The 19,243-nt window shown below is 65.0% G+C and carries 16 protein-coding genes; 6 read left to right on the forward strand and 10 right to left on the reverse strand.

From position 1 onward, the window contains the following. Positions 1 to 8 precede the first annotated feature (8 nt). The gene (locus tag NCW75_13670; GenBank protein UYV12335.1) at positions 9 to 1,862 is read left to right on the forward strand and encodes a hypothetical protein; all 1,854 of its coding nucleotides are present in this window, start codon (positions 9 to 11) and stop codon (positions 1,860 to 1,862) included. A gap of 75 nt (positions 1,863 to 1,937) precedes the next feature. Here NCW75_13670 and NCW75_13675 read toward each other — a convergent pair whose 3' ends face one another. Then, on the reverse strand, positions 1,938 to 3,497 hold the full coding sequence (locus NCW75_13675; protein ID UYV12336.1) for a glycine--tRNA ligase: 1,560 nt from the start codon (positions 3,495 to 3,497) through the stop codon (positions 1,938 to 1,940). Positions 3,498 to 3,563: 66 nt separating this feature from the next. Continuing rightward, the gene (locus tag NCW75_13680) at positions 3,564 to 4,157 is read right to left on the reverse strand and encodes a hypothetical protein (GenBank protein ID UYV12337.1); all 594 of its coding nucleotides are present in this window, start codon (positions 4,155 to 4,157) and stop codon (positions 3,564 to 3,566) included. A 500-nt stretch (positions 4,158 to 4,657) separates the two neighbouring features. Here NCW75_13680 and NCW75_13685 point away from each other — a divergent pair, with 500 nt between their 5' ends. Beyond that, positions 4,658 to 6,568, forward strand: a complete 1,911-nt coding sequence (locus NCW75_13685; protein UYV12338.1) for a hypothetical protein — start codon at positions 4,658 to 4,660, stop codon at positions 6,566 to 6,568. Positions 6,569 to 6,937: 369 nt separating this feature from the next. Here the strand turns inward: NCW75_13685 and NCW75_13690 are convergent, their stop codons facing one another. Then, positions 6,938 to 8,269, reverse strand: coding sequence for a beta-ketoacyl-[acyl-carrier-protein] synthase family protein (locus tag NCW75_13690; protein UYV12339.1), 1,332 nt, complete (start codon positions 8,267 to 8,269; stop codon positions 6,938 to 6,940). A 532-nt stretch (positions 8,270 to 8,801) separates the two neighbouring features. Here NCW75_13690 and NCW75_13695 point away from each other — a divergent pair. After that, entirely contained in the window at positions 8,802 to 10,712 is a 1,911-nt protein-coding gene (locus NCW75_13695) for a hypothetical protein (protein UYV12340.1), read from the forward strand. Positions 10,713 to 10,820: 108 nt separating this feature from the next. On the opposite strand, the gene NCW75_13700 is transcribed toward NCW75_13695, so the two are convergent. From NCW75_13700 to NCW75_13730, 7 genes are all read right to left on the reverse strand, one after another. Next, positions 10,821 to 11,084: a hypothetical protein gene (locus NCW75_13700; GenBank protein ID UYV12341.1), complete on the reverse strand. Its 264-nt coding sequence runs from the start codon at positions 11,082 to 11,084 to the stop codon at positions 10,821 to 10,823. A gap of 23 nt (positions 11,085 to 11,107) precedes the next feature. Further along, complete coding sequence (locus NCW75_13705; protein ID UYV12342.1) at positions 11,108 to 11,503, reverse strand: hypothetical protein; 396 nt, start codon at positions 11,501 to 11,503, stop codon at positions 11,108 to 11,110. Positions 11,504 to 11,531: 28 nt separating this feature from the next. Then, positions 11,532 to 11,951, reverse strand: a complete 420-nt coding sequence (locus tag NCW75_13710) for a hypothetical protein (GenBank protein UYV12343.1) — start codon at positions 11,949 to 11,951, stop codon at positions 11,532 to 11,534. A 13-nt stretch (positions 11,952 to 11,964) separates the two neighbouring features. Next, entirely contained in the window at positions 11,965 to 12,594 is a 630-nt protein-coding gene (locus NCW75_13715) for a hypothetical protein (GenBank protein UYV12344.1), read from the reverse strand. Between the two features lie 151 nt (positions 12,595 to 12,745). Continuing rightward, entirely contained in the window at positions 12,746 to 13,918 is a 1,173-nt protein-coding gene (locus tag NCW75_13720) for a DUF5309 domain-containing protein (GenBank protein UYV12345.1), read from the reverse strand. Positions 13,919 to 13,984: 66 nt separating this feature from the next. Next, complete coding sequence (locus NCW75_13725; protein ID UYV12346.1) at positions 13,985 to 14,449, reverse strand: hypothetical protein; 465 nt, start codon at positions 14,447 to 14,449, stop codon at positions 13,985 to 13,987. Next, positions 14,442 to 14,984 (reverse strand): hypothetical protein, encoded by a 543-nt coding sequence (locus NCW75_13730; GenBank protein UYV12347.1) that lies wholly within the window; start codon positions 14,982 to 14,984, stop codon positions 14,442 to 14,444. The genes NCW75_13725 and NCW75_13730 overlap by 8 nt, the downstream gene beginning before the upstream one ends. 912 nt (positions 14,985 to 15,896) lie before the next feature. Here NCW75_13730 and NCW75_13735 point away from each other — a divergent pair. The 3 genes from NCW75_13735 to NCW75_13745 all read left to right on the forward strand — a co-directional run bounded on the left by NCW75_13735 (position 15,897) and on the right by NCW75_13745 (position 19,229). Beyond that, positions 15,897 to 16,373: a hypothetical protein gene (locus NCW75_13735; protein ID UYV12348.1), complete on the forward strand. Its 477-nt coding sequence runs from the start codon at positions 15,897 to 15,899 to the stop codon at positions 16,371 to 16,373. 372 nt (positions 16,374 to 16,745) lie between these two features. Further along, entirely contained in the window at positions 16,746 to 18,935 is a 2,190-nt protein-coding gene (locus NCW75_13740) for a hypothetical protein (GenBank protein UYV12349.1), read from the forward strand. Between the two features lie 96 nt (positions 18,936 to 19,031). Next, a complete protein-coding gene (locus NCW75_13745) occupies positions 19,032 to 19,229 on the forward strand; it encodes a hypothetical protein (protein ID UYV12350.1) in 198 nt (65 codons plus the stop codon). The last annotated feature ends 14 nt before the right edge of the window (positions 19,230 to 19,243 follow it).

Raw genomic sequence — 19,243 nt, forward strand, 5'->3', positions numbered from 1 at the left:
AGGTTCTCGTGCAACGCCGTCACACCATCGTCCCGCTCGCCGCCGCAACACTGGCCAGCGCCGGGCTTGCCCAGAGCGTCGAGGTGGATCTCGCCTTAGTCGCCCTCACCGGCACCCCCGCGCCCATGCGGCCCGCTGGCGAGATCTACCAGCACTTCGGCTTGCACCCCACGGGGGAGATCATCTTCTTCCCCGGCCCGTCCATCCGTGCCTCGCGATCGGGCGAAGTGGCGTTCTCGAGTTGGATCGGCGAGGACCCCGCCCCGCCGCCTATCACCGAGGCCATCGTCGGCCTCTACGCCGGCGACCCCGCCGATCCCCAACTGCTGTTCGACTCCTCGATGACGATCCCAGGCACCGAAGCCTCGTTGCAGTTTGACTCGTTCCTGGGCCAGCCTCCACTCGCACACATACACGAGGGCAACGCCTCGTTCTCGGCAAAATTCACCACACCCGGCGACGCCCCTCGTGAGGGCCTGTGGCAACAAAACGGCTCCGCGTACATCCTACTGGCCGCCCACGGCGACGCGCTGCCTGGCATGCGGCCCGATGCCGAACTCGCCCGCCTGCTCCTGCCCTTCTACAACGGTGGCGATACTTACCTCTTCGCAGAGATCAACGACGACCTGGCCAGCGATCTGGATCCCTCGGGCTTCTGGCGATTCCGCGACGGCGGGTCCGCCCAGCCAATCGCCGTCGTCGACAACCAGGCCCCGGGCCGCCCCGACGGCGTGGTCTTCGGCCAACTCACCACCACGCAGCGGCTGGGCACCGTCCACTCGTTCGACTTCTTCGCCGACGACCGCTTGGTATTCGTCGGTATCAACAAGGGGACCGGCATCGTGCCCGAGAACGACGAGGGCATCTGGATCGAGCAAACCGATGGCGGATTCCAGCCGTTCCTGATCGAGGGCGGCCCTGCGCCCAGTGTTCCGGGCATCCCACCCGGCGGGCGTTTTGTCTCCAGCTTTGTCGCCGATGGCACGTTCACCTCGCTCCCGGCGATCAAGGCCGCTGGCGACGATGTCCTGCTCTTCCATGCCCTGGTCGATACCGGCGATGCGCCAGACGAGCCAAAATTTCCAACGGTGTGGACCAACCGCTCGGGCGAGCTCGAACTCATCGCCAAGGGCTTCCGGCCCGTCCTCGGCTTCGTGCCCGGAGACCCGATGCCGGAGCTGGACAACAGCGCGTTCCTCGACTTCTCACCCATCGACATCAACGCCGCGGGCGATATCGCGCTGTTCGCGTTTGTCGCCCTCGACCCGGGCGGCGACCCCTTCAACAGTGTGCGCGCCATCATCGGCGACTTCGGCGATGGCCGACAGACGCTCGCCTATGACACCGGCCCGGTCGCCGGTGTTCCCGGTGCGATCTGGGTCGACCCGCGAGACTCCGTCGATGGGCTCCGCGAGATGAGGCAACTGCCCAGCGGAGACGTCCTCGTGCGCGGCGTCTACCGCACGGCATCCGGTGGTCTCGCGATGGGCTTGGTCAAGATCGATCCGTCCGGCGAGGGCGTCCTCGCGATCCAGACCGGCACGGGCGTCGACGTCTTCGGCGACGGCTCCGACATCCGAACGCTCTCGTCCTTCACCCTGGGCGAGGGCATGGCCGATGCTGGCAGCGTTACCCTCGAAGCCCGTTTCACCGACGGTTCGCGCGGCCTGTTCACACTCAACTTCGCCGACGCCTGCCCGGCCGACCTCGACGGCGACGGGCAACTCACCATCTTCGACTTCCTCGCCTTCCAGAACCTCTTCGACGCCGGCGACCCCCTGGCCGACTTCGACGGCGACGGCGACCTGACCCTTTTCGATTTCCTCGAGTTCCAGAACCAGTTCGACGCCGGCTGCGAGTAAGAGCACGATCGAGTGCAAAAAACGAACCCCCGCCGTGGGGCGGGGGGCATTCTTACAACCATATCGAATCCAGCCCTACGCCTCGAGCTTCTCGGCCAGCCAATCCCCAACCTTGTCGATCGCGATCCGATCCTGCGCCAGCGTGTCGCGATCGCGGAAGGTCACCGTCTGGTCGGTCATCGTGTCGCCGTCGATGGTGAAGCACACCGGGCAGCCCGCCTCGTCCATGCGGGCGTACCGCTTGCCGATGCTCTGCTTGGGGTCGTACTCGATCAGCCCCATGTGCCCGAACCGTCCACGCAGCTCGCGCACCAGCGTCTCGGCCACCTCGGGCATGCCGTCCTTGTTCACCAGCGGGTAGACGGCGGCCTTGATCGGCGCCATGCTGGGCTTGAACTTCATGACCACCTTGCTGGCCCGTGAGTCGTCGGGCGTGAACGCCTCGCACAGCAGCGCGAGAACGCCCCGCGTCAGCCCCGCCGCCGGCTCGATCACGTCGGGCAGGTACCGCTCGTTGCGTTCCTGGTCGAAGTAGTCCAACTTCTTGCCCGAGTGCTCCTTGTGCTGCGAGAGGTCGTAGTTGCTCCGGTGCGCCACGCCCTCGAGCTCGCCAAAGCCCGGGTGCGTGAACGGCCAGCGATACTCGATGTCGTACGTGCCCGCGCCGTTCTTGGAGTAATGCGCCAATTCGTCGTCATCATGCTTGCGGACGATCATGTTCTCGTCGCTCAAACCAACGCTGTTCCACCACCGCTTGCGCTCTTCGACCCAATAGTCGAGCCACTGCTGCGCCTCGTCCTTGTGGCAGAAGAACTCCATCTCCATCTGCTCGAACTCGCGAGACCGGAAGATGAAGTTCCGCGGCGTCACTTCATTGCGGAACGCCTTGCCCACCTGCGCGATGCCGAAGGGCACGCGCACCCGCGTGGTATCCACGATGTTCGCGAAGTTCAGGAAGATGCCCTGGGCGGTCTCGGGGCGGAGGTAGGCCTTGTCGTCCTCGCTGGCGGTGGCGCCGACGTAGGTCTGGAACATCAGGTTGAACGCACGCGGCTCGGTCAGCGTGCCCGGTGTCTTGGCGTGCGGGCCAACCGAAATCGCCCGCTCATCAGCGCCAAGCGACACGAACGGGCACGTATCGATCTCGTCATCGCCGAGCGACCGCTTCTTGTACTTGTCCAGCTTCTTGCGCGCCGCGGCGTAGGTCTCGTCGTCGTCCTCGATGTGGACATAGATCTGCCCCGACGTGTCGCCCTTCTCGCCGATGCAAATCAGATGATCGGCCCGATAGCGGAACTTGGTCTCGGTGCAATCCACCATTGGGTCGCTAAACCCACCAACGTGCCCACTCGCCTCCCACACCCTTGGATTCTGAATAATGCTCGAATCCACGCCCACGATCGACACCGGCTTGCCTTCGCGCAGCGGCGGCGTCAGCGTCATGTCGCGCCACCAGCGGTCGGCCAGGTTCTTCTTGAGTTGCACGCCCAGCGGGCCATAGTCCCAGAAGCCGTTCAGCCCGCCGTAGATCTCGCTAGCCGGAAAGATGAACCCGCGCCGCTTGCACAGGCTCACCAGTTCTTCCATCGACTTGCCTTGGACCGAACTGGCCCCGTCCGCCACCGCTTCGCTCATCAAAGTCTCCAACCGAGCCGCGTGCGTGAGCACGCGGACCATCGCCCGATTCCCGTTTCCTGCCGTTTAGCCGCCGAAGGCTTTCCGCAGTAGATCCCCAAACGATACCCGCTCGGCCTCCTCGCGCACCTTCGCCTCGATCACGTCGAACTCGACCACCTCGGGCGCCTCGATCAACGGCCGCCGCTGGCTCTCGTCCACGCGCATGAGCCCCAGCGCCCCCTGCCCGGTGACGCTCACCTGCCACACGCCCTCGCCCAGCGCCCGGTACACCGCCTTGCCCACCAGCGCGCCCGGCTGCTCCCAATCGACCTCGGCCACCTCGGGATCGATCACGATCCCATCCATCGGCGGGGTGACCTCGTCGAACACCCGGCGGATCCACAGCCGACCCCCGATAACCACGTAGTCGACGTAGATCTCGCGCTCCGGGTCGAACGGCGTTGGGATCACCGTCTCGACACCACGCCGGCTGCGCACCCGCACGCTCATCGCGCCGTCTTCCACAACTAACTCTGTGACAGCGGATTGCGCGACGGCAGTGTTAAACTGATCGACCAGGACCGTGTAATCCTTGGCGATCTCCTCGAGACGATCCCGATAGATATCGGCCCTTAGGTCGGCCCTCGCGCGGGACATCACCAAGTAACCACCTATCACGGCCAATAGTATGGTAATCAGGGCAAGCCCGGAGGTGAAAATTCGGCTTCGTGGGTGTTTCCCGCTTGACATCACAGCCATCTTGGGCCATTGTATGTACCAGAGAGATTCGTGGAGGACGGCGATATTTTCTGGATCCGCATCCATAAACCGAAACGCTGATCTAGCCCCATCGCTACGCCTCGTGAGCTGGCGTAGGGGCTTGTGTCGTTGTGACGTCCACGAGTTTTGCAGAGGCCGCCAGGGTTGATGGTTGGCGGCATGAGAGAGGGCAGGCCCCAATGACGGGGCCGGCCTGGCACCGACGGGGAGGGTCGGAGTCGGGTTCCACTGGGAGCAGAAGGGGGATGCACGGTGGAAAATCGCCGAGCGATCATTCCCAACCAGACTTGCTGATCCGGGGCCATTCGGACAATGGCTTCGGTTTATGTTTCGATGTGGTCGGCAGCGTGCCGGTCGCAGTACCCATGTAGTCCATATAAGATATGGGGTTTGTAGAGATGATGAACACTCAGAAGGTTTTTGCCGCCGCCGCGATCCTCGCTGCCGCCGGCTCCACGTTCGCCCAGGTCTCGCCTGGCGCGTTTACTCCCGACGCCACCGATGACATGGAGAGCTACCCCGGTGCTCGCACCTTCCTCTTCGATCTGTTTGGTGGTAGCGTTCCCGTCGCCGGCGATCTGAGCTTCGCCTCGATCGACTTCGGCGACTGGCAGGACTTCCGGGCCCCCGGCGGTCCCATCCAGCCGACGTCGGGTAACCGCTTCGGCACGATCTTCGGCTTCGGCTCGATCACCCTCGACTTCACCGGCATCGGTGGCGTCACCGGTTTCGGCTTCTCGGCTAGCGCTGCTGGCGTGGGTGCCGACACCATCGAGTTCTTCGACCTCGGTGGCGCTTCGATCGCCACCTTCACCGACGTCGACGGCTACGGCCCCGGCGACGGCACCATGGAAGACCTGAGCTGGACCTCGACGGTCGCCATCGGCTCGGTCCGCCTGGACGGCCCCGAGACCGCGTTCGACGATTTCGCCTACATCCAGGGCGACGTCCCCGCGCAGATCCTCGTCTTCTCGTCGTCCAACGACTTCCACGAGATGACCGCCGCCGACAACCTCGGCCTGAACTACGACTTCAACGACAGCGACTTCACCGCGCTGAACGCCGACCTGAACAACGGCTCGTACAACGCCGCTGTCATCCACAACCCCTGCTGCAACTTCGGCGCCGGCTTCGATGCCGAGCTCGACACCTTCGTCAGCGGCGGCGGCCGCGTCCACTTCTCGTTCTGGAACATGGACGCCGACGTGGCGCTCCAGGGCACCCTGGGCGTCGACAGCGCGGTCGACTTCACCGCTCCGCGTCCGGTCTTCGACAACGCCGGCCACCCCTCGTGGGGCGGCGCGGCCAGCCCGGTTGCCGTCGACGGCACCGACCCCTGGGCCGACAACGGCGACAGCATGACCGGTGACGAGGTCGTCTCGACCTTCGACAGCACCTCGGGCGATGGTGCGACCATCGTCAGCAACGAGAACCGCACGCTGACCAACGGCTTCGAGTACGACACGCTCGACGAGACCGGCGTCGTCGCCCTGCTCGAGGCCCAGATCGACTGGGTCCTCAACAGCGCTCCCCCGCCCCCGCCCCCGGGCAGCCTCATCGTCCAGTTCCAGTCTGGTAACGATGGCCACCTCGGCGCGGCTTCGGCCACCGCCGGCATCACGCCCGACCTGGACCTCTTCAGCGACTTCCCCGGCCTGACCGCGGCGCTGAGCGATCCGGACTACGGCGTTGCCCTGATCAGCAACCCCTGCTGCTTCTTCGACGCCGGCACCCCCGGTGCTCTTGACACCTTCATCGCCAACGGCAACGTCGCGCACATGTCCTTCTGGAACATGGACGCGGAAGTCGTGCTGCAGGGCGCCTTCGGCGTCGCTTCGGCCTTCGACTTCTTCATCCCGCGTTCGGTCTTCGACAACGCGGGCCACCCCTCGTGGGGCAGCGCGGCTAGCCCCGTCAACCCCGCCATCGATCCCAGCCCGTGGAACGACAACGGCGACGAGATGACCGCCGCCGGTGGCGCGTCGATCGTCGGTACCCACGACTCCGATGTCGGCCCCGGTGCCATCATCGTGGCCAACGGCGACCGCACGCTGTTCAACGGCTTCGACTACGACTCCCTCGAGGACGCCCAGATCCGCGACCTGCTGGCCGCCCAGCTCGGCTGGATCGGTGGCGACGTCTGCGTTGCCGACTGCGATGGCGACGGCAGCCTGACGCTGTTCGACTTCCTCTGCTTCCAGAACCTGTTCGATGCTGGTGACCTGGCCGCCGACCTCGACGGTGACGGCATCCTGACCCTCTTCGACTTCCTCGCGTTCCAGAACGCCTTCGACGCCGGCTGCGACTAAGCTAGCCCGGCTCGTTCTAGGATCTTCTGAGTAAGTTCAAGGCCCCGGATTCGTCCGGGGCTTTTTTTGTGCGCATCGTGATCGTGAGATACCCGGTCGCAACTCCCGGCCAGCTGGTGGCGTAATCCATATGGGCAAGCAGCATGCTCGCGGTGCGTATGGGAAACAGATCTCAAGGGGAGCAGAGGCGATGCCACAGCAATGACTCGATGGACACGCCCAACTGCTCGTTTCGCAGGTCACTGGCTCGCGGGGTTCGGCTCCATCTGTTATCCCGACTTGGATGAGGACGGCTAACTCAGCATCTTCGACTTCCTGGTCTTCCAGAACGCCTTCGACGCCGGCTGCCCCTGATCCCCGCAGCCCCGCTCACGGGTTCCAGCGGCGCACCACCACCGAATCGTTCTGCCCACCAAACCCGAAGCTGTTCGACAGGCACACACCTACGCCGCCCGCGTCGCGCACGTCGCGTGCAACATTGGGCACGTAGTCCAGGTCGCACGCCTCATCCGGCTGCTGATAATTGATCGTTGGCGGCAGCCACCCCGTTTGCATCGATCGGATACAGGCGATGAGCTCCACCGCACCCGCGGCTTGGATGAGATGCCCCAGCATGCTCTTCACGCTGCTCATCGGCACGTGCGGCGCATGCTCGCCGAACACTCGCTTCACGGCGCGTGTCTCGATGCCGTCGTTCTCGCGCGTGCCCGTGCCATGCGCCGAGATGTAATGCACGCCGGGCCTCCCATCCTCGCCAAGTGCGGCGGGATCAATCCCAGCCTGTTCTAACGCCTGGGCCATCGCCCGCCACGCGCCCTCGCCCTCGGGGTCGATGTCGGTGATGCGATACGCGTCGGCCGAAGAGCCGTACCCCGCGATCTCCACCAATGGTGTTGCCCCTCGCGCCAGCGCGTGGTCGAGGTCCTCGAGCACCAGCATCCCAGCGCCCTCGCCCATCACGAACCCGTCGCGCGTGCGATCAAACGGCCGCGACGCGCCAGTGGGATCATCTCCCCTGGTGCTCATCGCGGTGAGCCGCACGAACCCGGTCATGCCCAGGGGGTGGATCATCGAGTGGCAGCCGCCGCTGACCATCACGTCGGCATCACCGCGTGCGATCACCTCGGCGGCCTCTCCGATCGCTTGCGTGCTCGCCGCACAAGCCGTCATGCAATTCATCGAGGGACCACGCAGGCCCAGCGCCGCCGCAAGGTGGGCCAAGGCCATCTGCGGCTCCTGCTCCACCTCGCGCAGCAGGCCCAGCGCCCCGGCCCCCTCGGCCCACCGCCGATCATCGAGGCCCCGGGCGTCGGCGTCCCAAGCCCCGATGCACAGCCGCCCAAACACCTCGCTGTCCGGGCTGCTCTCTCCGGCCCCGAGATACAACCCCGCCCGCTCCGGCACGACTCCACCGGCCCCCAGCCCGGCCAGTTCCCAGGCTCGGGCCCCGGCGGCCAAGGCGAACTTGGTCGCTCGCCCAGCCGACGAATGCGAGCCGGCCAACGGACCAAGGGAATCCCGAAGGTCAAAACTACGCACCTCGGCCGCGAAGCTCGTGGCGAAGCCGCCCGCGTCGAACTGTTCTACCGGGCCAGCGGCGCTCTTGCCGCTCATCATGGCCTCCCACGCACCTTCCAAGCCGCAACCAACAGGTGTCACCCACCCCATCCCCGTGACTACAACCCGTCGCCCGCCGTGCATGCAATGGCCCCTTTCAGTGGCTCGCGCCATCCCATTGAGCCTAGCTCACAGGCGGCTTCTGGTGCGATCGGGCGGAGCGAAATTACGCAAAACTACCACCATCGTGTACAAAAAATACCATGCGGCCGCAAAATACTCTTGACAACTCCGCGCCGTTGCTTCATTACTACAAGGGGAAAAAGTTGGAAGGGCTCGTGGGAAGCTGGGGGCAGATTCTTCAATCCGATCGGTAGGCTTGCGTTCCTGAAGATCGGTTACCACCAGCAACACACGACACGCCACCGGCTCAATGCGAGTTGAAGTGCGTCGCCTCGTGAGCGTGCACGACGGATATCGCGTTGGCGTGTGGCATGCAGAGGAAAGAAGGTGGCGATTGGCAATATGTAAGTTGCTGCTCACCACAATTTGAAATTGTCTGCTTGCTGACTCGGGATTCCTCGTTGGGATCCGAATCGTTTGTTGCATCGAGTAGTGGCCGGTATCGTGCCAGCCGCAGAACATGTAGTTCCTAATTTTTGGGGGACTTGAAGAGATGAATACCCAGAAGGTTTTGGCCGCTGCCGCGATCCTCGCTGCCGCCGGCACCACGTTCGCCCAGGTTTCGCCTGGCGCGTTTGCTCCCGACGCCACCGATGACATGGAAAGCTATCCCGGTGCTCGCACCTTCCTCGGCACCTTGTTCGCTGGCGATGTCGCCGTTGGCGGTGCCCTGAGTTTTGCCTCGGTCGACTTCGGCGACTGGCTGGACTTCCGCACTCCGGGTGGCCCGATCACGCCCACCTCGGGCAGTAAGTTCGGCACCATCTTCGGCTTCGGTGAAGTCACCCTGGACTTCACCGGGATCGGCGGTGTCACCGGCTTCGGCTTCTCGGCTAGCGCCGCTGGCGTTGGCGCCGACACCATCGAGTTCTTCGACCTCGGTGGTGCCTCGATCGGTCTGTTCACCGACGCCGATGGCTACGGCCCCGGCGACGGCAGCATGATCGACCTGAGTTGGACCTCCACAGTCGCCATCGGCTCGGTCCGCCTGGACGGTCCCGAGACCGCGTTCGACGACTTTATCTACATCCAGGGCGACGTCCCGGCGCAGATCCTGCTGTTCGAGTCGGCCAACGACGGGCACGAGATCTCCGCCGCCGACAACCTCGGCCTGAACTACGACCTGATCGACGGCGACTTCGTCGCGCTGAATGCCGATCTGAACAACGGTCAGTACAACGCCGCCATCATCCACAACCCCTGCTGCTTCTTCGGCGCCGGCTTCGACGCCGAGCTCGACACCTTCGTCAGCGGCGGCGGTCGCGTCCACTTCTCCTACTGGAACATGGACGCCGACGTAGCGCTCCAGGGCACCCTGGGCGTCGACAGCGCGGTCGACTTCTTCGCCCCGCGTCCGGTCTTCGACAACGCCGGCCACCCCTCGTGGGGCGGCGCGGCCAGCCCGGTTGCCGTCGATGGCACCGATCCCTGGAACGACAACGGCGACAGCATGACCGGTGACGAGGTCGTCTCGACCTTCGACAGCACCTCGGGCGATGGCGCGACCATCGTCAGCAACGAGAACCGCACGCTGACCAACGGCTTCGAGTACGACACGCTCGACGAGACCGGCGTCGTCGCCCTGCTCGAGGCCCAGATCGACTGGGTCCTCAACAGCGCTCCCCCGCCCCCGCCTCCGGGCAGCCTCATCGTCCAGTTCCAGTCTGGCAACGACGGCCACCTCGGCGCAGCTTCGGCCACCGCCGGCATCACGCCCGACCTGGACCTCTTCAGCGACTTCCCCGGCCTGACCGCTGCGCTGAACGATCCGGACTACGGCATGGCCCTGGTCAGCAACCCCTGCTGCTTCTTCGACGCCGGCACCCCCGCCGCCTTCGATAGCTTCATCGCCAACGGCAACATCGCGCACCTGTCCTTCTGGAACATGGACGCGGACGTTGTGCTGCAGGGTGCCTTCGGCGTGGCTACGGCCATCGACTTCTTCACCCCCCGCTCGGTGCATGACAACGTTGGTCACCCGTCGTGGGGCGGTGCCGGCACGGTCAACCCCGATGCGGCTCCCAGCCCGTGGAACGACAACGGCGACAGCATGACCGCTGCCGCCGGTGGCGCGGTTGTGGGTACGCACGACTTCGCTGGTGGCGACGGCGCCATCATCGTGGCCAACGGCGACAACACCCTGTTCAACGGCTTCGACTATGACTCCATGGTTGATGCCGAAGTCCGAGCCCTCGTGGCCGCCCAGCTTGGCTGGATTCCCAAGCCCGGTGATGACTGCTTCGCCGACTGCGATGGCGACGGCAGCCTCACGCTGTTCGACTTCCTCTGCTTCCAGAACCAGTTCGATGCTGGTGACCTGGCCGCCGACTGCGACGGGGACGGCATCCTCACGTTGTTCGACTTCCTCTGCTTCCAGAACGAGTTCGACGCCGGCTGCGACTAAGCCGCGTTCTTCGATAGCCTGTTTTCCGGTCACAAGTAATACCTTCTGAGTGACCACAGGGGCCCCCGGAGTCCGCCGGGGGCCTTTTTCTGTGCGCACTCAGTCTTGTTAGTTTGTATGTTGGGACAATCCTGTGCCAGAGTCGAGCGTGAAGCCGCGCAAGAGCCCCGCCAGTTCTCGTTGCCCGAGTTCGAGCGACACCATCGCCCGCGTGTTGGCCTCCACCACACCCAGCACCACGCCCAGGGCTTCGCGCTCCTGCGAGAGCCGCCGGTGGGCTTCCTCGATCTGCTTCTCCCTCACGAGCCCGGCTCGCCGCTCGGTCAGCCACATCCACGCGATGAGCCCGGCCATGCCGAACTGCGCCAGCATCCCAACCGCATCCCCTTGCATATCTATTGCCCAACCTGGCGGAACACGGCCTCGTAGCCGATCGACCACTCGCGGCCGGCATCGACCGGACCGTGCTCTTCGTATCCCACCAGCCACATGTTGGTCCAGCTCTGGCCGTTGCCATCTTCGAGCGTGCCCTTCCCGGTGCTCGACGTCGCCGTGAGAGCGCCGGTGATCGCGTCACGCAGCGCCCACAGATCCGCCTCATTGGCCGCGACCAGACGGCCGCGCACGCTGACCGAGAGTTGCACAAGCCCGAGCTGCGACCACAAGGCCTGCGGCTGGGATTGCATCGTGGGCGACGTCCCTGGCTCGATCTCGGTTTGGCCACGCCGATGCATCACGAATCGGTGCGGGCCGCTGGCAAACAAGGGGGATCCATCGAACATGCTCGGCATGGCAGAAGTTCCTTTCTATGCTGGGGTCCTATCGCGACCCATCCTCGGCGTTGGAGACATCGATCGGGTCGGACACGCCGTCGCTCGAGAGCGCGGCCATCTTCACCCGCCGCTGCGCCTTGCCGCCCGGCTCGACCTCGTCGTGGACGGCGGTCACGACCACGCTCGCTTCGACCCTTCGCCGGCCGCCGCTGCCCGCTGTTGGTGACGTGAACAGCTCGAGCGTTCCTTCGTCGCCGGGCGTCGGCCCGTCGAGAGAGCCGCGCTCTAGGTCGGCCACAAGCTCGATCTCGACCCGCTGCTCGGGCACGTCGGCGAACGTGGCGAATGGCCCGAGGTTGCCCCACTCCAGCACCACGCGCTCGGGTGTGCGGTGGACGGCCACGCGTCGAACACGCTCGATCGTTTGCCCGAGCAGCCTCACAGATTGTGGATTCAGCACAAGCATCGTGGATCTCCTCTTAGCCTCGCACGAGGTGCATGAGCGCGGGCCGGCGCGTCGCGTCGATCACGCCATCGCCATCAAGGTCAAGGCCCACTGCCAGTGTCTGCCGAGCGCGCGAGAACATGTCGGCGTACATCGATGTCCGGGCGCCCAGAGCCGAGTTTGGCCCGCTAAGCGCCGAGGCCGCCGCGTACACCAGGTGCAGCGCACCGAGTGCCTCCGCGTGCGCAAGCGGCGCGTCATCGACAACAACTTCGGCGCCCGGGCCATCGGGCCGGTCGAGCCCCAGCATGCCCAGCAGCTGGCGGTGGACGATCACCAGTTGCGGCTCGAACGACACGAGCGTGAACGAAACGCCCGAGGCATCTCCCGGCGGGATCGCGTCATCATCGACCGAGGCGCGCAGCTTGGAGACCTCGAGGACGGTGCCGGAGGTAACCTCAGTGATCTCCAGCGGCACGCCGTTGAACACGATCACTTGGCCGGCTTGGGCCTGGGCTTCGGTGAACGTCGCGGACGCGCTCACGGTCGTGAGCGTCGTGCCGGTGATCCCCGCCGTGCCCGAAGCCAGGCGCCGCCCGGCCCAGAGCGCGTCGGTGAAGGCGTGCGGCTCGACGGCCAGCATGTCCCTGTCCTGTGCAAACATCGGCTGCTCCTTGCGCGCCACGCGCGCTTCGTTCCAATCGATCCGTTCGTCAAACCCGCGAGCCGGTGTGATCCGACCCGCGAGCCGGCGGCCGCCCCCACACGAAACCGCCGTGCCCTTCGCTGCGGGCCACAGAGGGAGAAAGAGCCGGCTAGCTGGTGGCCAGGCCGCTCAGCAGGCCGTGCGCGTTCTCGTTGCGCATCTCGAGCGTGTACTCGCCGATGACCTGGCCCATGGCCGCATCACCAGTCGCTGCCAGCGGCTTGTAGTGGAAGCTGCGCCCTTCGAGCGGCATCACCTCGATGCGGCTGGAATCCAGCAGCAGCAGGCTGTCGGACGGCATCCACCGCGAGACAACCACGCGGCAGACGCCGAAGTCGCTCTCGTACACGCTCACCAGGTCGCTGTAGCGATCATCGCTCGGCCCATAGCGGCGCGAGGACGTGAGGAACGCGTTGATGCGGCGCTTCTGCAAGCCGCCGCACACGATGGTGTCGATCGGGCCGGCCGACTGGTCCCAAACTTCGCGCAGAGCGGCGTTGAGGACTTCCTCGGTGAGCCCATCGGACCCACCACCCGATCCGCCGGGGATGGCGCCCACGCCCGGCTCGAACTGGTTGGTGGCGATGCTGTGGATGATGCCGTCCATCGAGCGGCGGACGGTGCCCGAGCCCTGCTGCGTAGCCGCGGGTGAGACGCCGTTGATGACGCAGTTTTCCAGGTCGCGCAGCAATTCTCGCATGCGCTCCTGCTTCTGGTAGTCGAGCTCGTCGGCGATGCCGTGGGCGCGGACGGCCTGCATCGACCCGCTGACCTCCACCGCGGAGGTGAAGATCTGCGTGTAGTTGGCCTTGCGCACGCGGTTGGTGAAGCGTGCGTCGGGCGCGTCGGCGCCCTCGAGGGCGGCGTTGCCCAGGATGGTGAGCACCATGTCTTCGGCCAGGGCGACCGGTGTGGTCGAGCCATACCCGCGGACGACGGTGAGGGTATCGGTCGCGATGCTGGTCACCAGCATGACCTCGGGCCCCTCGCCCGGGCGGACGAGGTCGCCGACGCGGAAGCGCGAGCCATCATCGACGTCGATGGTGGTATCGGTGAGGGCCGTGGGCGAGAAGGCCTGCGCATCGACGAGCGCGGTATTGGGCAGCAGGTCGTCCTCGATCCACTCGTGGACGGTGCTGGCCGCAGCGCGTCGCGCATCGCCCAGGTGGTCGAGCAGGGGGGTCTCGAAGGGGCTGACGATGCCGATGATGTCCGAGACGTCCTCGACCAGTTCGGGCAGGCCGTCGCCGGCCGAGAAGGTTGCCTTACCAGTGAATGCCATGCGATTCTCCTTTGGTCAAAATCGGGTGCTTGGCGAGCAGAGAAAGTGGGAGCAAAGGGCGTGTGACTAGTTGGCGCGTCGCAGGCGCAGGTACTTCATGAGGGCGCGCCGGTCGCCGGTGGCGCGTGCGTCGTCGTGCGCACGATCGACCACCGCGCGACCCGGCGCGCCCTGGGAGGGATGGCTCGGGCTCATGGCCGACGCGCGTGCCGAGCTGGCCCGGAAGAGCGCGGGCCGCTCGCGTTGGAGCTGGGCGATCACACGCTGGGGCGTGGCGTCATCGTCGCCCTCGAGGCGGCTCTCGACCAGCAGCGCGAGCGACTCGGTGTCGAGCGCGCCGGCCTGGGCCAATCCCCGTTCGATGGAGCCCCGGCGTTCGAGCCTGCTGGCGCGGTCGCGCAGGTCGTTGAGTTGCGCGTCGCGGGCGCGGAGCTGGTCGGCCAGGTCGTGCGCCATCTGGGTGCGTTCGGCCAGGGCCTCGCGCAGGTCGTTGTCGGTGTTGGTTGGCTCGTTGGGTGTGTTCTCAGGCATTGGTGTTCTCCTTTGCGGTTGTGGGGCGGGGGGCGGCGTAGCCCAGCTCGGCCAGCACGCGCTCGGGGTTGATGCCCAGCTCGTTCTTGCGCTGGGCGCTGGCGAGCCGGTCATCCTGATCGAGGTCGATGGCATCGGGCCAGTGGACGCTGACCTTGCGGTCCTGCGGCTCGGTGGCGAAGGTGCCCGCGCGGTCGAGGGCCTCAAGGATGAGGGCGCTCACTCGTGCGATTCCGGTGCCGTAGCCGACGCGCTTGCGGCGGGTCTTGCTGAGGAGTCCCAGCATGGTCACGCGGAGCGCGTTGCCGCTGGAGAGGTTGCCGATCTTGGCGCGGACGACGCCGGCGGCGATGGGCGGCACGCCTGAGGTCTTGTCCATCGCCTCGCGGATCTCCTCGACGTGGACGGTCTCGCTGGGCGAGTCGGCATCGCCACCAAACGCGGTGACCTGGGCGTCGGGGTTGTCGGTGCTCAGCACGCGGCCCGGGCCAATGCGGACTTGGTCGAACCCCTCGATGCCCTTGGCCAGATACATCTTGAACCAAGAAACACAGCCACAGATCAGCCACTATGGGCTCTCAGGGCGGTTCTCTGGATCGATCAGTCGACCTCGTCTGACCTCGATCAACCGTAATGTAGTGCAGGAATTATGGTGGGCGGGGTGTGTTTGCCTGAGCCAGCACTCGCTGAGGCCATCAATGCTAGAAAATTGGAGTGAGAGGATCGAGCTGATTTTTTGTAGTCAGATCAGCCTCTGGGGCTGGAATTACAGACTCTAGTTTGGGGTGAAAACCGCGAGCCTCCTCGCATACGCTCGGCTGTTAGCTCGCTCTACGACGGTTTCTGCAACTAGAACATTGTCAAACCCAACCCAGCGGCCAAGGCTGAGCGATCCAGAAGCAGCTCCGGACGGCCGGGTGCGGTGACACCCAACCTGGGGCAATTTCAGCCCAGGAAAAACAACGACACCGAGGCCGAGACCTGTCTTCACGGGCAATGTCGTCCCAATCAGGCAACTCACCAGAAGGTACTAGCTACGTTACCACAAGACGAAGCTCATGCCATGCAAGGCTCACCATTGACACGCGGCAGGGTCGACAGAGTCTCTGGATTTGGGATGATGTGACCGCCTGGGCGTGAGTGCCCGCTGAGGATGATCCGGGTTACCCATGATGACGCATTTGAACAATTTTACGAGCGACCTGCTAGATCAGCGGCCAAGGGCCCAATTCTTTGTGTGGGGCCCGCCCGGCACTGGTGCGGCTCGTCCCACGAATTCGATTTTTGGAAGGAGATCAAACATGCGTTCTACCCATATGCTGGCGGCCGCCGCGGGGTTGGCCGCCCTGGCGGGCACGGCTGCCGACAGATATCACCCAATGGCTGGATCATCGAGGTCCAAGACCCCGTCTTGGCTCTTCCCGGCCACAGCAGCGGGCTTCCGCAAATGACGACCGTCGAGGTGTACGCCAAATTCGACAGCGCAGTGGACTATGCATTCGCGGCAGGTATCTACGACTTCATTGCCAACGAGGCCGGTGGCTGGAGTGACAACACCCTGGTGGTGCCATTTGGACCAAACGAGACCAGCGCAAGCGTGTCATTGCCCGGCGATCCCGATGCCACTAGTGCAACACTCGGGCAAATCTACTTCCTGCCAGCGGGCATCTTCGCCGATCCCACTAACCCCGCCCTGGTGTGGACCATGAAGTTCACAGCCACCGAGTTCACGCCGCGGTTCATCGACCTGGAGACCATTACCAGCCGGTTCGCCCTGTACATCGACGGTGCGTTGCCGGATTCCAGGTCCCTCGATACCGCTCTCCTGATGGAGGGCAGCGGGCAGATCCAGATCATCCCCGTACCGAGCGCTCTCGCGTGCCTGGGCCTGGCGGGCCTGACACTGGTGCGCCGCCGGCGCTGATACGGTTCGTTTATCTTGTAGCTCTCTTCTCCACGCCCCGGCCCGCCGGGGCGTGGTTGTGCGCGCTCGGAGTGCGTCTCGCATCCACGTCGCTGCTGCAAAAATGTGTGAGTAGAACTGTTAGATCGCGGCGGCGGAAGCCAACTCCTTTCAGTGGGCAGCGCGATGTCTCGCGTACCCAACGGTGAACTGCGAAGGAGAATCCAGATGGAAACAGTAAAACAAACGGTGTCGGCAAGCCAGAACTTCCCACCCGCTGAGACCGGGGGCATGGCGAGCGCCTCTCGACCGGGACGAGGAACCCTTGGGGCATTGCTTGCCGCGGCAGGCACGGCGATGGTCGGTATTGGCGGCATGGCCAACCTTGTTGGAATGAGCAGTACCGTAGCGTTGGTGGGGTTGGTCACATCACCCCAGTGTGCGTTTGCACAGTGCGGCGACGAAGAGTTGTCGCAATCGACGGATCCCGACGTGATCCAGGCCTCCCGGGCGGCCTGGTGCGGCACGCTGGACTTCAACGAGCAGACGCAGATCGGCCGGGGCTTCACAGCCCCTTACGACCTGACGATCTCGTGCGTGACGTTCGGTGTCACACGCAACACCGGAGCCGACTGGCCGTGCCAAGTGCGCATCCTGGGCGGGGCCATCACCGATCCCTACGCGTCCCGGCCGGTGCTGGCCGAGGCAACGGTGGTAGTGCCCGCGGGGACGACCAGTGAGTTCTTCACGGCCGCGTTACCGGCGGCGTTCGTTCCGGAGGGACAGGCGTTCATCGTCGAGCTCGACACGCCCTCGCGCAACCCCGCGACCGGTGGTGATGGCGAGTTGCTCTCGTTGGGGTTCAACGCTCTGGGCCAGTCATCCCCGACCTACCTGCGTTCGGAGGCCTGCGGCCTGCCCGAGTTTACCGATGTATCGGGCTTGGGATTTCCCAACAGCCATGCCGCGATCTCGGTGGGCGTCACCGCCGGGTATGCCGTGCCGGTGCTCGGAGGGTTTCCGATCAGCCCGATCGGGCCTGTGGCGCTGGGTACGGTGGGTGGTGAAGTGGCCGCCTATGGCGATGGGAGTGCCGCACCCTTTGGCCTGTCGGTCGCTTACGGCGATCTGACAATGGGGGTCGACGCATCGTTCCGTGCGCTCTCGACGGACGATCAGATAGACCCGACGGTGACCATCGCCTTCAAAAGCGATCCCGGTGCGGCAGGTGATCGCATTGTGTTCCGGAACAACCCCGCGACGTCGGACGAGGCGGTGCTCGAACTCGATTTTGATTCAGCGGGGTTTGATCGGTTCAACGTCCACGTGTTCCGAGAGGGCGAACTGGTCGGGACACTCGAGGACCAGACCTCGGGCTCGGTGCGGTTCATGAACCCCGACGAGGCCTTCTGGAATTGGGTCAAGGGGCTCTTCGGCATCGGGGTGGAGGCCGGCTGCCAACGCGATATAGAGTATTTCGAGAGCGGCGCCGTAAAGAGGGATCGGTCCTTCTACGGCGTGCGGACCCCCCCCGCAGTCGTCGCGCCAACGACAGGGGGCGGACCGACACTCCTCGGCGACGAGATCTGGATCGAGCCATTTGAGCCGTCGATCAGCGTGTCGCCACCAGTGATGGTGGAGTTCACAGCGACGGGCATCGTGGGCATCGCGATTGACGTGAGCGCGAGCGCACCCGGCGTGGTCATCGGCGAGGCCGAGACCAGCCTCCGGCCCTTTGGCACCGGCACCGTGACCCAAGTTGGCGTCTCGATGAGGGCCATCGACGAGACGGGCGCGCATTCGTTGACCGCGACGGATGTCACCGGCGACGGGCTCGCCGACCTTCGCTATCGTAAGCGGGCCCCCCGTGATAGGGACGATGGGCGCCTTCGCATGGAGCTTGGCGGCGTGGTGTCGGCCTCGGTGGGCATCGATGTGCTGGCACCCGATCCGGCGGCGGCCTGCATGACGGTGTGCTCGTTCGAGGTTGGGTCCTTCATCATTCCCTCCGGCAAGATGAGTTTGGATCCCTGGCCGATCGATCCCGATCTTGTAGCGGTCGCGCCCGACTTCACGGGCGTGGGCGACGAGACGTACACCCTCCAGATCTTCGACCTGTCCGGCACGCTGGTGCACGAGGAGTCCGGGCTCCAGGGCATTGCTGGCGGATGCTCAAGTTGGCCCTCGGAGATTGGCAAACTCGGTGGGACCACGCCATGCTTTAAGACCTGCTACCCACCCGATTCGGTCTTCCGCACGGCGGGCGGTCTGGAGTTCGATGTGCATGAGCTGCGCGCGCTGGCCGAAGGAGCACCCGATGCGGGCCCGCTCGCGTCGCTGGACTTCAGCATTCTCAATATGGACGAGTTGGTGCTGTTCGACCCGGTCACCGAGTTGCCAGCGATCGCTAAGCCCTGCCGCGCCGACATCGATGGCGACGGCGCGCTCACGATCTTCGACTTCTTGGCCTTCCAGAACCTCTTCTCGGCCGGCGACCCGGCCGCCGACTTCGACGACGACGGCCAGTTGACCATCTTCGACTTCCTCTTGTTCCAGAACGAGTTTTCAGCCGGCTGCCCGTAACCTCGTGATCAGAGGGAACACATGTGCGCTCACCACGCTCCCGCCAAACGCGGGGGCGTGGCTATTTGATCCCTGGTAATCTGTGGAAAGGTTGTTATGAAACCACTGATTGCGTTCTTCGTGTTAGGTGGCGTGATGGTGCTGCTGGCGGCGGTGGCCATTGGGGCCATGATCAGCATTGGTAGCGGGCGGCCGAGCTGGCTGCTCATCGGCGTGTTCGTGCTGGATTCGCTCGCACTCTTGCTCTTGGCCGGCCATTCGGTGCTCCGGCGGCGCAAAAGCAACGAGCGGTGAGTGAGCGTGGCGCC

The sequence above is a fragment of the Phycisphaera sp. genome, from assembly GCA_025916675.1.
Lineage (GTDB): Bacteria > Planctomycetota > Phycisphaerae > Phycisphaerales > UBA1924 > JAHCJI01.

Coding starts and splice junctions, on each gene's coding strand:
- NCW75_13675 (UYV12336.1), bottom strand. CDS start 3,497: ATGAGCGAAGCGGTGGCGGACGGGGCCAGTTCGGTCCAAGGCAAGTCG.
- NCW75_13685 (UYV12338.1), top strand. CDS start 4,658: ATGATGAACACTCAGAAGGTTTTTGCCGCCGCCGCGATCCTCGCTGCC.
- NCW75_13690 (UYV12339.1), bottom strand. CDS start 8,269: ATGCACGGCGGGCGACGGGTTGTAGTCACGGGGATGGGGTGGGTGACA.
- NCW75_13695 (UYV12340.1), top strand. CDS start 8,802: ATGAATACCCAGAAGGTTTTGGCCGCTGCCGCGATCCTCGCTGCCGCC.
- NCW75_13700 (UYV12341.1), bottom strand. CDS start 11,084: ATGCTGGCGCAGTTCGGCATGGCCGGGCTCATCGCGTGGATGTGGCTG.
- NCW75_13705 (UYV12342.1), bottom strand. CDS start 11,503: ATGCCGAGCATGTTCGATGGATCCCCCTTGTTTGCCAGCGGCCCGCAC.
- NCW75_13710 (UYV12343.1), bottom strand. CDS start 11,951: ATGCTTGTGCTGAATCCACAATCTGTGAGGCTGCTCGGGCAAACGATC.
- NCW75_13715 (UYV12344.1), bottom strand. CDS start 12,594: ATGTTTGCACAGGACAGGGACATGCTGGCCGTCGAGCCGCACGCCTTC.
- NCW75_13720 (UYV12345.1), bottom strand. CDS start 13,918: ATGGCATTCACTGGTAAGGCAACCTTCTCGGCCGGCGACGGCCTGCCC.
- NCW75_13725 (UYV12346.1), bottom strand. CDS start 14,449: ATGCCTGAGAACACACCCAACGAGCCAACCAACACCGACAACGACCTG.
- NCW75_13730 (UYV12347.1), bottom strand. CDS start 14,984: ATGTATCTGGCCAAGGGCATCGAGGGGTTCGACCAAGTCCGCATTGGC.
- NCW75_13735 (UYV12348.1), top strand. CDS start 15,897: ATGACGACCGTCGAGGTGTACGCCAAATTCGACAGCGCAGTGGACTAT.
- NCW75_13740 (UYV12349.1), top strand. CDS start 16,746: ATGAGCAGTACCGTAGCGTTGGTGGGGTTGGTCACATCACCCCAGTGT.
- NCW75_13745 (UYV12350.1), top strand. CDS start 19,032: ATGAAACCACTGATTGCGTTCTTCGTGTTAGGTGGCGTGATGGTGCTG.